Here is a 13327-nt window from a genome sequence, read left to right as displayed (position 1 = left end):
AAAACTTCACACGCCGCGGCGCGGTTTACTGGTGGCGTCGCAGGCTGCGTTTGGCGCCCGCGAGCGCAAATCCTATAACCGTTGTGGCGATGGTCAGCCTTCTGACGAAGGACCAGCCCGCCGCGCGTCGGCGCCCGGTGGCGATGACCGGGCGGAGTGAGAGGATACGGCTTATACGAAAAGGTCGAGCGTGACGGCCTGACCGCCGACCACGTCATTGTAAACTCCTACCAAACGCTGCCGTAGAAATGCAATTTAGGAGTCCGCCGGCAGGGTGGCCATCCCTGCCGTTCCTAAAGTTAAGGCTTGTCCCTGATACCCGCCATAGCCGCAGCGCAATGCGTTGGACGATTGGCGCATCAGGTCTCAGCGAGTGAACCCGTTTCGTGAATCTCCTCAGGTGTCAGTGGGAGGAACGGGTAGTCGATATAACCGAGCGAATTGCCCCCGAAGAAACTGGCCGGATCAGGCGCGTTTAGTGGCGCCCCAATTTTGAAACGGTGGGGCAAATCAGGGTTAGCGATGAACAGCTTGCCGAAGGCGATCACATCGCCACGTCCCTCGGCGAGCGCGCGGCTGGCGCTGAGCTTGTCATAGCCGCCTGCCAAAAGCAGCTTGCCCGGGTAAATCTTGCGCATCAGCAGGATAATCGCATCCCAGCGCGGATCATAGTTCGTGTCGGTTTCCACCCCCAGTGTGGTAGGCTCGACGAGGTGGAGATAGGCCAGGCCACGCTCGCCTAGCCGGCGGGCAATATGCCCAAAGGTCAGTTCGGGCGTGTCGTCGCCCATGCCGATGAAGCGGCCCATTGGGGTCAGTCGCACGCCCACCCGGTCAGCACCCACTTCGTTGATGACGGCATCCACCACCTCGAACAGGAAGCGCGTACGGTTTTCGATCGATCCGCCATAGGCGTCTGTGCGGTGGTTACTGTTACTGTTGATGAACTGGTCGATCAGATAGCCGTTGGCGGCATGGATCTCGACGCCGTCCATACCCGCCGCGATAGCGTTTCGCGCGGCTTGCGCATAATCAGCGATGATCGCCTCGATGCCCGCGATGTCGAGTTCCTGTGGAGGAGGAATGTCGGCCCAGGCGCCGTTGCCGTCGGGGTCTATAATAAAGGTCTTGCCAGGCACATCCATCACGCTGGGTGCCACCGGCGCTGCACCGCCTGGCTGGAACACGGGATGTGATACCCGGCCAACATGCCAGAGTTGCATCACGATTCGCCCGCCTTCTGCGTGTACGGCGTCGGCAACCTTGCTCCATCCGCTGATCTGTGCGTCGCTGTGAATGCCGGGTGTCCAGGCATAGCCTTGGCCCTGCTGCGAGATCTGAGTGGCTTCGGTGATGATCATCCCGGCGCTGGCGCGCTGCCGGTAATATTCCACATTCATGTCCGTTGGCACGTTGCCGGTCCCTGCGCGCGAGCGAGTGAGCGGTGCCATTACGATGCGGTTGGGGAGGTGGATGCGGCCAAGTGCAACTGGCGAGAAGAGCGTAGAGGTCATGATCCGATTCCTTGTTTCAGGGCATTGAGTTTCCACGCCGCGCTCCGGGGAGGGAGGCGCGGAGCAGTTTGGGCGCGCAGTTCAGGCGGCCTTGCGGCGACCAGCGAGCTGAAGGGCGGATGCGAGAAGAGCGAGTGCGATGCCGAGCGCCGAGACAGCGGTCCAGCCGCCGGCATTCCACGCCGCGGTGGAGGCCGCGGCGCCGCCGGCACCGCCGAGGAACATCGATCCCATGAAGATCGTGTTCAGCCGCGAGCGCGCCTCCGGGCGGAGCGCGTAAACGATGTGCTGATTGGACACGAGCACGCTTTGCACCGCGAAATCGAGCAGGATGCAGCCGATCACCAGCCCCGCCACCGCATGCCATACGCCGAACACGATCCACGAGACGACGGTGAGCAGCGTGCCGGCGAGGATCACCTGATGCGGGCCGCGCTTGTCGGCATAACGACCGGCGATCGGCGCGGCGAAGATTCCGATCGCGCCGACGATCCCGAACAATCCGGCGATTTCCGAACCCAGGCCGAAGCGCGGGGTCTGCAGGTAGAGCGCCAGAATTGTCCAGAAGGCGGTGAACGCGCCGAACAGCAGCGCCTGGGTTACGGCGGCGAGACGCAGCGCGCCGAACTCGCTCCAGAGATGCGCGAGCGAACGCAGCAGGCTGGCGTAACTATGATCGCTGCTCGGCTTGCTGTGCGGCAGCGTCACCGCCATTAGCAGCGCGGCACCGAGCGCGAGCGGAACGCCCAGCCAGAACATCGCGCGCCATCCTTCATGCGCAGCGACAAAGCCTGCCAACGTACGGCTGAGCAGGATGCCGCACAGCACACCGGACATCACCGTGCCGACGGTGGCACCGCGCTTTTCGGGCGGTGCCAGTTGTGCCGCGAAGGGAACGATCTGTTGCGCCACCGTCGCTGAGGCACCGAGCAGGAGCGATGCGAGCAGCAGCATAGCGGCTGAGGGGGCGAGCGCGGCGCCAACCAGCCCGGCGCCGAGCACCAGGAACTGGACGACTATCAGCCGGCGCCGCTCGACCAGGTCGCCAAGCGGCACCAGTGCGAACAAGCCCAGCGCGTAGCCGAGCTGGGTAGCGGTGGGGACGAGGCCGGTAAGCGCGCCGGGCATCTCGCCTTCCAAAATGCCAAGCATCGGCTGGTTGTAGTAGATGTTGGCCACTGCCAATCCGGCCGCCACTGCCATGGCGAAATTAAGTCCGCGGCTTAATCGCGGCACGCTGGCTACGGCAGCGAGCGTATCAGTGGCTTGCATTTTTCACAGTCCTCACTGGATGTTGGCCGTCGATGGTGCGGTAAGGTGCTAAGGCAACCATGTCGGCGGTTTCACTGTCGAGGATATGGAAGTCCCACGATGCTCGCGGTACCCATACAAATGGTTAGACCAGCATAACTGAAAGCGATGGAATGGATTTCGCGGAACTGGCGATATTTGTGGAGTCTGTGCGGATAGGCAGCATCGCCGGGGCGGCGCGGCGGCTGGGGATCGGCGCGATGGCCGCGTCGCGCGGACTGGCGGCCCTGGAGCAGGAGGTTGGCGCGCGGCTCGTTCACCGGACGACGCGTTCTCTTTCGCCGACAACCGCTGGAGAGGCTTTCCTGCCATATGCTCGAGCCATGCTGGAAGCACAGGCCGATGGGCTTTCGGCACTGCGGCCGAACGAGACTGGGCTGGGCGGCGTACTTCGAGTCACTGCATCGGCGGCGTTCGGCCGCAAGGTGGTGGCGCCTATGATTGCGGCGTTCATGCGGGCGCATCCGGCGCTGCAGGTGGAGTTACTGATAACCGACGAACAGGTAGACATCGTCGCGCGGGGGATCGACGTTGCAGTGCGCATCGCCAAACTGCGCGACAACCATCTCGTTGCCCGCAAACTGGCTGACAATCCCCGTCGGCTGGTGGCGGCTCCAGCATATCTGGCCGAGCGGGGCACGCCGAAGCGCGTTGAAGATCTGGCGGGCCACGCGTGCCTCCTGCCGACGGCGATGACGCATTGGGAGTTCGTTCAGGCTGGCAAGCGGGTGCGCCAGCGCGTGGGCGGTGCCTTCAGCGCCAATTCGATCGAGGCACTCCACCAGGCCTGTCTGGGGGGCCTCGGCATCGCCAACCTTTCGCACTGGGACGTCGATCCGGCGATCCGTAGCGGCGCGCTAGTCGAGATCACGCTCGACGCAGCTATACCCGATCCATTGGCGATATGGGCAGTCTATCCCACCGCGCAGTTGGTGCCGGCAAAGGTCCGCGCTTTTATCGACGCGTTGGCCACAACAATGCGCGCTCACACGGACCGCTAGCCCGCCAGCCCAATCGCCGCCTTCACCGCTGCCGGGGTGAGCGGCATGTCGCGAAGGCGAGCCCCGGTCGCATCGGCAATGGCGTTGGCCAGCGCGGCTGAGGTTGGGCCCTGCGCCGTCTCGCCCGCACCAAGAAACGGATCGCCGGGCCGATCTATCACATGCACCGCGACCGATCTCGGCACCTCCTCGAACCGCAGGATCGGATAACTGCCCCAGTCGAAGCTGGTGCGGCGGGTGGCGTCATAGGTCACCGCCTCGCGTGTTGCCCAGCTAAGCGACTGGAGAATACCGCCTTCCACTTGGTTGCGGATGCCGTCGGGGGAGGCGGGCTGGCCGGCATCGACCGCGGCCTGTACCCGGTGAATGGTGATCGCGCCGGTCTCACGCTCGACCTCGATATCCATTACGATTGCGCAATAAGCGCCGATATTTTTGTAACGGGCAAAGGCCATGCCGCAGCCGCGGCGTCCGTCACCACGCGGGCGCCGGGACCAGCCAAAGCGGTCGGCAGCTTCGATCATCACCGCCCGCGCTCGCTCATCCTGCATGTGCGCGAGGCGGAATTGGAGCGGATCGACGCCGCCGGCGAGTGCCAGCTCGTCGAGAACGCTTTCGATCGTGAACACGTTCAGATGCGCGCCCAGCGAGCGCAGAGCCGAAACGCGGAGCGGCATCGTCGGCACGAAATGATAGCGCACGTCCATGTTTGGAAAGACATAGAGCGGGTTGGCATTCCGGTCGCCATCGCCCTCCGGCATTGGAATTGGCTTGGGCTCGGGAGCGGGGAAGCCAGGGGTGATCTGCTGGGCCACCGCGTAGCCGCCCGCACCGACGGGGCGGTTGTTGTGAGAATTGCTCCACACCTCATAGTGCCAATGGGCGATCCGCTTGTCCGGGCCGATCGCCGCTTCAACGCGCGTAACCATGCCGCAGCCGCACGGCTCCCAGCCGAATTCCTGCTCGCGCATCCATTGCAGCCGGATGGGGCGACCCGGCAGCGCCATCGCGATCAGCCCCGCCTCGGCAGTCACGTCATCGGCTCCGTTCTGGCCGTAGCAGCCTGCCGAGGGCGTGTGGATGCACCGCACCTTCTCCGGCGGCAGGCCGACCAGCTCGGCGACGGCACGGTGCATGTCGAACACGCCCTGGCTGTGCGACCAGAGCGTCAGCGCGCCGTCCTTGGCGAAGGCCACGGCGCAGGAGGGGCCGATCGAACCGTGGCTGTACCAGGGGCGGCTGTAGCTGCCGCGCACCGTCTTCCACACCGGCTTTGCACCGTTGCTCGTGTTGAGCACGCTGATCTCGCGGGTGGGTAGTTTCTGCAGGCGGTGCGGACCGTCTTCCACCGGCAAGGGGGGGATGTCGCGGACATAGTCACTGTCCTGCACGACGCGCATTGCCTGGATCGCCTGCCACTCCTTCCGGGCAACAACGGCGAGGAAGCGCCCATTCTCGATCACCGCGATCACGCCGGGCATCTTTCGCGCAGCATCGATCTGTGGTTTGGCGAGATGGGTGCCGTAGCTGGGACCCCGGACCACACGGGCATGCAGCATGCCGGGCAGCCGCAAATCCTGCACATAGGCCGCACCGCCGGTAAGTTTCGCCGGGATATCAACGCGCGGCAGGTCGTGGCCTAGTGTCCGGTAGTGATGCGGATCGCGGCGGGGTGCGTTCGCGATAGCCTCGACGTGGAGCGACAGGTCTGCTGCAAGCGCGCCATAGCTCACGCGGCGACCGTCTGACGCGATCACCTGCCCCTTGCCGTTGGTCGACAAGCTGTCGGTGCCGGTGCCCCAGCGCTTGGCTGCGGCGCGGCTGAGCAGCAGCCGGACGTTGGCGCAGGCATTGGCAAGCGCAGTTCCGCCGTCCTGCATCGAATGGCTGCCAGCGGTAAGCCCTTCGTCGGGGGTACGGGCGGTGTCGGCTGTCACGAAGGTGATTGCAGCTGGCGGCACGTCCAGCTCTTCCGCCGCTACTTGGAGCAGTGCGGTGCGGATTCCCTGGCCGAGCTCCGCCTTGCCCGAGAAGACCGTGATCCCGCCGTCCGGCGCGATGTGGACCCAGCTTTCGAGTATAGGGTTGCTCTTCAGACTGCCTGGCAAGTCCGGTCGCTTGGGAGCGGGGGCACCGCCACCTTCGCCGCCGCCGGAAAGCTGGGCCATGCCACGCCCGGTCATACTGAACGCGACGAGCAGCCCGCCGCCCGCAAGTAGCTGGCGCCGATCGAACTTCACGCCGCAGCTCCGTTGTTGGCGATGCCAGCGACGCGACGGATCGCGCGGAGGATGCGCATATGGGTGCCGCAGCGGCAGAGATTTGTCTGCATGTGCGCTCGGATACTGGCTTCGTCCGGATGCGGATCTGCGTCCAGCAAGGCTTGTGCCCGCATGATCATACCGGCGATGCAATAGCCGCATTGTGCTGCCTGCTCGTCGCGGAACGCCTGCTGGAGCGGGCTCATCCGCTCGACAGTGCCGAGTCCCTCGACGGTGCGCACCGGTCGGTCGCCCACCGCGGAGATCGGGGTGATGCATGAGAAAACCGCCTTGCCGTCCAACTGCACGGTGCAGGCACCGCACTGACCGAGTCCGCAGCCATATTTGGCGCCGTTGAGGCCGAGATCGTTGCGAAGCACATAGAGCAACGGGGTTTCGGGGCTGGCATCCACCCGGTGGCGCTTGCCGTTCACAGTAATCGAGAGAGTCATGGCTGGGTGCCTTCCTTGCGGGCCTTGGCGACGGCGGCAGGCAGCTTCTTCCAGTCGGGCCGGTCGGTGTAGCGGGCTCTGGCATAGCCGAGCACGGCGGCGATCTGCCGGTCGGTCAGCGCGTCGGCGAAGCCGGGCATTTTGGGACCGCGGCCGGCAACAGGGGGTTCGATCCCCTGCAGAATCGCCTGTGCTGCGCTGTTCGGCTCGGTGTCGCGGAGCGCGGTCGCCAGCGAGAGCAGCGGCCGTCCTTGGCCCATCATGGGGGCGCCCTGACCGTGGCAGCCGGCACAAGCGCCGGCGAACAACACCGCGCCCTCCGGGAAGCGACTGGCGGCGGCTTCGGCATGGTCTGGCAATGGCGCTACCGGGCCCGAGGGGCTGCCGCCCATCTTCGAGACGATATAGGCGGCGATAGCGCGCACCTCGCTCTCGGGCACCTGCGAGAGGCTGTCGACGACCGGGCCCATCGGGCCGGCGGCGGCGCTGTGGTCGGGTGAGATGCCGGTTCGCAGATAGGTTACCAGCGCCTCCTGCGTCCACTTCCGCGCGGCTGGATTGGCGGCATTGAGCGGGGGCGCGCGCCAGCCCTCGGCGATCCCGCCGGCATATGCCTGGGACCGAATCTCGCCGCCGGCCAGGTTGCGCGGTGTGTGGCAGCCGCCGCAATGGCCGAGGCCTTCGACAAGATAGGCGCCGCGATTCCACTCGGCCGAACGGCTGGAGTCGGTGGGCGTTTCTCCATGGTGGAGAAACAGCAGTTTCCAACCGGCTAGCAACGGGCGGAAGCCGAGCGGGAAGATCAGCCGATTGGCCGGTGCCGCTTCGTGAACCGGCCGGCGCATCATCAGGAAGGCGTAGAGAGCGTCGAGGTCGGCATCGCGGACATGGGTGAAATGCTCATAGGGCAGGGCGGGGTAGAGATGCTCGCCGGTGCGGCTGACGCCGTCCTTCATGGCCCGGCGGAAGGCGGCAGCGGACCAGGTTCCGATGCCCGTTTCCGGATCGGGGGTGAGGTTGTCTGAATATAGCGTGCCAAACGGCGTCGCGAGCGGGCGGCCGCCAGCCAGCGGGCGGCCATTGTCGCGGGTGTGGCAAACCGCACAGTCGCCAATCTTCGCCAGCACTGCGCCCCGCGCCACCTGTTCGGGCGTGAAGCTGCCGGGCGACGGCGGCGTGATCGGCGCGATCGCGGGGCGCCAACTCAGCGCCAACGCAAACAGCGCCCCGGCGATACCCATCAGCAGCGCCGCCAGCACGGCTCGGCCCCGACCAATCTGTCGCAGTCGGCCCAGCATTACGCGGCCTTGCGGCGGGACAGAATCGCCGCCCTCGGATCTCGATGCGCCTCGTCCCTGCGGTGCAGGGCGTTGCGATCTTGGTGCAGGAATAAGGCGTCGCGACCTTCAACCGTTAATTCGGTATCGATGGCGTAGCTCCACGAGCCATCGTTATGGATACTGAGGCTCATCTTGCAACTATCGGTTCGTAAGGCCTGATCTGGAAAGATGGCTTGGAAGTCCATCTTTTCGATGAACACACGCCGCTCCGGACCGTCCAGCCTGGAGGCGCTGTCGGCGCACTTGCGGGCTAACGAGTGGCCTGCGAGCGGGCAGAGATTGGTGAGCGTGTCGTCGCTCGGCTCGGTGAGGATATCTCGCGGCGCGGGGATCGCCATCGTCGTCATGCTCCAACGGTGCGCACGGGCACCCGGAATTGGTGCCGTTCGCGGTTGAGCATACAGAGCGCTGGCGCACGCGCAGCCATACATTGGTTTACATGGCGTGGGGTGGGCGTCCCATGGCACTTTACGCCTTGGCGGCGACATCTTGTAGGGCGCCCGCATTCGTCGCGATACGTCGACAAGCGTTCGGTGTTAGGCAAACAGAAACGGAGTGTAGATGTTCTATATGGGTGAGCTTAGCCGTCGAGCTAATCTCCAACTACGCCGATATCCGGCTGGCGAATGGCCGCTTGATCCTGAACCTGCCGATTGCGGTTGCTATTGCGAGTGACGGCTTTGTCGCCATAGTGGGCGCCCGCTATTCGAGGACGGTCTGATGAACCGACGGCAGGTTTTTAGAGAGCCGCTTCGGGCGGTCCCATATCGGCGATTCTGATGGCTCCGGTTGCGCGAGCCGGTCATCCGAATTCTCCGAGATAGCCGCGCAGCATATCAGGCATAGCTTTGGCGCAGGCCTGGATTTCAGCAGGGCGCGCGCGACTTCTACGGCGTTGCCTGACGTCATCTAAAGTAGCCATGAGGCGCTTAGATGTGACGTCGAACGCGGCGCTTGAAAATGAGGTAGTAAAATGAGCGTGAAAAACTTTCGTGAGAGCGATGCGCACATTGAGCAGGCTCAAACGTTAAACTGCGCTCTGTACGGGCCTATCCAGAAAAATGGTGTATGAGGAGCGATCTGATGCAGAAGCTTTTGGTTTTTTATGGCTCTTATCGTTCGGATAGGGCCGGCATTCGTTTCGCGGATTATTGCGTGCGAAAATTTGCAGATCGCGGTGTGCAGGCCGAACTGATTGACGCAAGGGCAGTTGGGCTGCCGATGCTCGATCGTATGTACAAGGAATATCCTGGCGATACCGCGCCCGAACCAATGCGCTTGCTTGCGAAAAAGATAGCGGCTGCGGATGCGTTTCTGTTCGTGGCTGGCGAATATAACTGGGGCATGCAGCCTGGCCTCAAAAATTTGACCGATCATTTCCTTGAAGAGTGGTTCTGGCGTCCGGCAGCGCTCGCGACTTATTCGGCAGGTCGGTTTGCGGGCGCGCGCGCTGGCTATGCATGGCATCCCACACTGGCAGAAATGGGGATGGTCGTAATTCCCAGCAGCCTTGCGGTCGGATCGATCGGCGCAACCCTTGATGAACAGGGCCATCCGATCGGTGACGGGGGTGCAGCGCTTGAACGAAGTTTCGATCGCTTTGCCGATGAACTGACATGGTGGGCCGAAGCTGCCTTCCGTCAACGCGCGTCAGTTGCGCCGCCATATTGACCAACGCTTGCGTAAGCGCCGATCTCTCCTTCTCGATCCGTGCGTGCTAATTCTGATCTGCTTCGACAATCGCAGTGATGCAAAAACAGCCAGACGGACTCCAAACGTAAACGGAGGCCATCATGGGCGGACTGAAGGATTTTGGCGTTTATGGCGGGGATTTTACCCGTCGTGGAGTTCTGACAGGGGCAGGTCTTGCAGTCGGAGGTGCTGCAGTAGCCGCCACGTTACCGCGAACGGTTCTGGCATCGCCGGCAAACAGTGCCGCTCCCGTCGGTGATGGCTATGCCGTAGCTGCCGACGGAACGAACCTTTACTATAAAGACTGGGGCCGAGGACAGCCGATCTTCTTTCACCATGGCTGGCCGCTTAGTGCCGACGACTGGGACGCGCAGATGCTCTATTTTCTGTCGCGGGGCTATCGCGTAATCGCGATGGACCGGCGGGGTCATGGTCGCTCCACCCAGACGGCAACCGGCAATGACATGGACACCTATGCGGCTGATGTCGATGTGGTTGTCCGCAAGCTGGGTCTGCGAGACGCCATCCATATCGGTCATTCGACAGGCGGTGGCGAGGTTGCCCGCTATGTCGCACGATATGGCGCGGGCAAGGTGTCAAAGGTCGTTCTGGTCGCATCCGTTCCACCCTTGATGCTGAAAACGCCATCCAATCCTGGCGGCTTGCCGCGTTCGGTATTTGACGGCTTTCGTTCTCAGCTTGCCGCCAATCGGGCCGAATTTTACTGGCAGGTTCCGATCCCCTTCTACGGCTTCAACCGCCCCGGCAAGCCAGTGATCGAGGGCGTGCGTCAGAATTGGTGGCGTCAGGGAATGATGGGTGGGGCGATTTCGCAGTATGAGGGAATTAAAGCCTTCTCAGAAACCGATCAGACAGGCGATCTGAAGGCAATTAAGGTTCCGACGCTGATATTGCAGGGCGATGACGATCAGATCGTTCCGTATAAGGATGCCGCGTTGCTTCAGGCCAAGCTCCTCCCAAACAACCGACTGAAAATATATCCCGGATTTCCGCACGGTATGCTGACCCTGTACCCGGATGTGATCAATCCCGACATATTTTCTTTCATCAGGGGCTGATCGTGGAACGCAAAGTGGACGATCCCTATTTGCGAAGCGCGCAAATCTATCCGGTACTGTCGCCTGAAATGATGGCACGGGTCGCATCTTACGGCACCGAAGAAACGCTGGCGGCTGGAAAGCCTTTGTTCGAGCGCGGGGACCGGGATGCGGATTTCTTCGTGATCACTTCCGGAGAGGTTGGTATCTTCTTTGCTGGCGATGTCGGGGATGAGGAACGCCTGCTGACCGTTCACCGCCACGGTCAATTTACCGGCGAACTCGACCATGTGAGCGCGCGATCCCTGCTGGTCTCTGCCCGTGCGCTGACATCCGCGAAGGTTGTCAGAATAGCCACACGAGACTTCCGACGGCTGCTTGCCGGCGAAGCGGATATCGCGGAAATCATCATGCGGGCGTTTATCCTGCGTCGGATGGGATTTCTCCATCACGGAGAGGCGGGGGTCACATTGATCGGCCCTGCAGGAAATGCCGATACGCTTCGTCTTGAGCGCTTCGCCATCCGCAACGGATATCCGCTAAAACTGATCGACACTGCAGCTGACCCCCTTGCCATGGATATGCTGCAGGAACTGGCGCTCGAACTAACCGACCTACCAGCGGTTATCACGCCCGATCGGGCGATCCTTCGCAATCCATCCACACCCGAATTTGCCGACCGGCTGGGTCTTACCAATCGTTTCACCGATAACGAGATCTGGGACGTTGCGGTAGCAGGTGCCGGCCCTGCAGGTCTGGCAGCAGCAACCTACGCAGCCTCCGAAGGGTTGAAGACCGTCGTGGTCGAAGGGCTTGCTCCCGGCGGGCAGGCCGGCACGAGCAGCCGTATTGAAAATTATCTCGGCTTTCCGACCGGCATTTCCGGGCAGGCGCTTGCCGGGCGAGCGCAGGTTCAGGCGCAGAAATTCGGTGCCCGTATCGCGGTTTCGCGCATGGTGTCGTCACTCGACTGTTCCGTCCGTCCCTTCATATTGGAGTTGGAGGATGGTCAGACGCTGCGGGCGCGCTCCGTCGTGGTTGCAACCGGCGCTCGGTACCGACGCCTCAACATACCTGGCTATGAACGCTTTGAGGGCGCGGGAATTCAATACGCAGCCACAGCTATGGAGGCGAAGCTCTGTGCGGGACGCGATGCCGTCGTGGTCGGGGGCGGAAATTCAGCGGGGCAAGCTGCGGTTTTTCTTTCGCAGCATGTAGGTCACGTCCATCTTCTCGTTCGCAAGGGCGGCCTTGCCGCGACCATGTCCGATTATCTTGTTCAACGGATCGACTTGTCGCCGCGCATTACGCTGCACTCCTTTAGCGAGGTCATCGCGGTTTCAGGCGACCAGGTACTTGAAGAGGTTACATGGCGCGATCTGAGGTCCGGCGAGACGACCTGCATCGCGTGCGGGGCGCTGTTCGTAATGATCGGCGCTGAACCGAATACGGAATGGTTGCGCGAATGTCTTTCGCTTGATGAGAACGGATTTGTACTCACCGGACGGGATCAGGAGGGGCAGCCGCTCCAATCTCCGTATGAAACTGCCGTTCCCGGAATTTACGCGGTTGGAGATGTTCGGGCAGGCTCGATCAAGCGCGTCGCTTCAGGGGTTGGAGAGGGCTCGGTCGTAATTCAGGCAATACACCGCTTCTTGACGGAGCGAGCCTGAATTAAATGCCACGCGTCACATCGCCGGGCTGAGGGTCGGTCTCAGCCCGGCGATGTGAGCTGCACGCGCGTGTTTTTTTCAAAACAGGGCTCTATCCGCTTTCGCTCAAACGAAGCGCGGTATCGGCCCGCGCTGCGGCGTGCGGTCAGGCAGTTGAACTTCGGCCTCATCGATATAACACCATCCCCAGCCTTCGGGGGGATCATATCCTTCGATAATTGGGTGTTCTGTCCGTTCGTAATGCGAGCGCGCGTGGCGATGCGGGGAATCATCGCAACAACCCACATGGCCGCATTCCCTGCATAGCCGCAAATGAACCCACCAGCCGCCGATTTTCAGACACTCTTCGCAGCCAAGCGCACTTGGCGACACGATCCGAATGGTTTCAGCATTTGCATGTCTGCATCCTGACATTGATTTAGCCTTATTTTGTGTGTTTGAGCTCGCAGGAATGGGTGAAACCCACGCGGCAAGCTAAATAGCCCGAACCATCAGGTTCGGGATGGGCTGCGGAATGACGAGGCGGAACCGGGATCCGCGACCGGGATGTGTGCGGACCTCCATATGGTAGCCAAGCATTTGGCACGATTGCGCGACGATCCAGAGTCCCAGGCCAAGACCTTCACGCGAGGCGTCGCCCTGCTGGAAGGCGTTGAACATTCTTAATTGCGTAGCCCCATCGATACCCGGCCCGGTGTCGATCACATCAATGGCGAATGAGCACCCGATTTTGCGGCAGCCTACCACGACGCCCCCGGCAACGGTGTGCTTAACGGCGTTTCCGATCAGGTTCGACAGAATGGTAAGCAATATCGCGGAATTGCTCCGGATTAGATAGCAGGGTCGCACAAAACTTAGGCTCAGCCGCTTTTCCAAGGCGAAAGGAGCCCAATCGGCTTCAAGGTGGTCGAAGAGCGCCGCAAGTGAGAGATGGTCTGAGCCCGTAGTTTCTACCATTTACGAGTAGAGCCTTGGGCCGTTTTGATGCCCTTCACTGGGCGTGATGGCAACAACCGTATTGGGGG

12 protein-coding genes are annotated in these 13327 nt (G+C 62.4%); 4 read left to right on the top strand and 8 right to left on the bottom strand.

Annotation, left to right across the window (positions count from 1 at the left end; translation table 11 throughout):
- Window positions 1-359: 359 nt before the first annotated feature.
- Window positions 360-1514, bottom strand: a complete 1155-nt coding sequence (locus EV664_RS16375; RefSeq protein ID WP_133496799.1) for an alkene reductase — start codon at window positions 1512-1514, stop codon at window positions 360-362.
- Window positions 1515-1595: 81 nt separating this feature from the next.
- Window positions 1596-2786: an MFS transporter gene (locus tag EV664_RS16370; protein WP_133496798.1), complete on the bottom strand. Its 1191-nt coding sequence runs from the start codon at window positions 2784-2786 to the stop codon at window positions 1596-1598.
- Window positions 2787-2938: 152 nt separating this feature from the next.
- Between EV664_RS16370 and EV664_RS16365 the strand changes: the two genes are divergently transcribed.
- Window positions 2939-3826, top strand: a complete 888-nt coding sequence (locus EV664_RS16365; protein WP_133496797.1) for a LysR family transcriptional regulator — start codon at window positions 2939-2941, stop codon at window positions 3824-3826.
- Here the strand turns inward: EV664_RS16365 and EV664_RS16360 are convergent.
- Genes EV664_RS16360 through EV664_RS16345 form a run of 4 tightly spaced genes read right to left on the bottom strand, consistent with a single transcriptional unit; the run spans window position 3823 to window position 8226 of the window.
- The gene (locus tag EV664_RS16360) at window positions 3823-6066 is read right to left on the bottom strand and encodes a xanthine dehydrogenase family protein molybdopterin-binding subunit (protein ID WP_229668320.1); all 2244 of its coding nucleotides are present in this window, start codon (window positions 6064-6066) and stop codon (window positions 3823-3825) included. The genes EV664_RS16365 and EV664_RS16360 overlap by 4 nt on opposite strands.
- A complete protein-coding gene (locus EV664_RS16355; RefSeq protein ID WP_308423536.1) occupies window positions 6063-6521 on the bottom strand; it encodes a (2Fe-2S)-binding protein in 459 nt (152 codons plus the stop codon). Before EV664_RS16355 ends, EV664_RS16360 begins: the two co-directional genes overlap by 4 nt.
- 14 nt (window positions 6522-6535) lie before the next feature.
- Window positions 6536-7798 (bottom strand): c-type cytochrome, encoded by a 1263-nt coding sequence (locus EV664_RS16350; protein WP_244923141.1) that lies wholly within the window; start codon window positions 7796-7798, stop codon window positions 6536-6538.
- Window positions 7799-7836: 38 nt separating this feature from the next.
- Window positions 7837-8226 carry a hypothetical protein gene (locus EV664_RS16345; protein WP_133496795.1) on the bottom strand — a complete coding sequence of 130 codons (390 nt, stop codon included), beginning with the start codon at window positions 8224-8226 and terminating at the stop codon, window positions 7837-7839.
- 736 nt (window positions 8227-8962) lie between these two features.
- Here EV664_RS16345 and EV664_RS16340 point away from each other — a divergent pair.
- The 3 genes from EV664_RS16340 (at window position 8963) to EV664_RS16330 (ending at window position 12302) form a co-directional block, all read left to right on the top strand.
- A complete protein-coding gene (locus EV664_RS16340) occupies window positions 8963-9550 on the top strand; it encodes an NADPH-dependent FMN reductase (protein ID WP_373287528.1) in 588 nt (195 codons plus the stop codon).
- A gap of 122 nt (window positions 9551-9672) precedes the next feature.
- Entirely contained in the window at window positions 9673-10650 is a 978-nt protein-coding gene (locus EV664_RS16335; protein ID WP_133496794.1) for an alpha/beta fold hydrolase, read from the top strand.
- A gap of 2 nt (window positions 10651-10652) precedes the next feature.
- The gene (locus EV664_RS16330) at window positions 10653-12302 is read left to right on the top strand and encodes an FAD-dependent oxidoreductase (protein ID WP_244923140.1); all 1650 of its coding nucleotides are present in this window, start codon (window positions 10653-10655) and stop codon (window positions 12300-12302) included.
- A 105-nt stretch (window positions 12303-12407) separates the two neighbouring features.
- Here EV664_RS16330 and EV664_RS16325 read toward each other — a convergent pair whose 3' ends face one another.
- Window positions 12408-12716 carry a UBP-type zinc finger domain-containing protein gene (locus tag EV664_RS16325; protein ID WP_133496793.1) on the bottom strand — a complete coding sequence of 103 codons (309 nt, stop codon included), beginning with the start codon at window positions 12714-12716 and terminating at the stop codon, window positions 12408-12410.
- Between the two features lie 60 nt (window positions 12717-12776).
- Window positions 12777-13259: a sensor histidine kinase gene (locus EV664_RS16320; protein ID WP_133496792.1), complete on the bottom strand. Its 483-nt coding sequence runs from the start codon at window positions 13257-13259 to the stop codon at window positions 12777-12779.
- Window positions 13260-13327: the final 68 nt, after the last annotated feature.

Origin of the sequence: Stakelama pacifica, from assembly GCF_004361835.1 — a bacterium.
Lineage (GTDB): Bacteria > Pseudomonadota > Alphaproteobacteria > Sphingomonadales > Sphingomonadaceae > Sphingomonas > Sphingomonas pacifica.
This window is presented reverse-complemented; position numbering and strand designations above follow the sequence as displayed.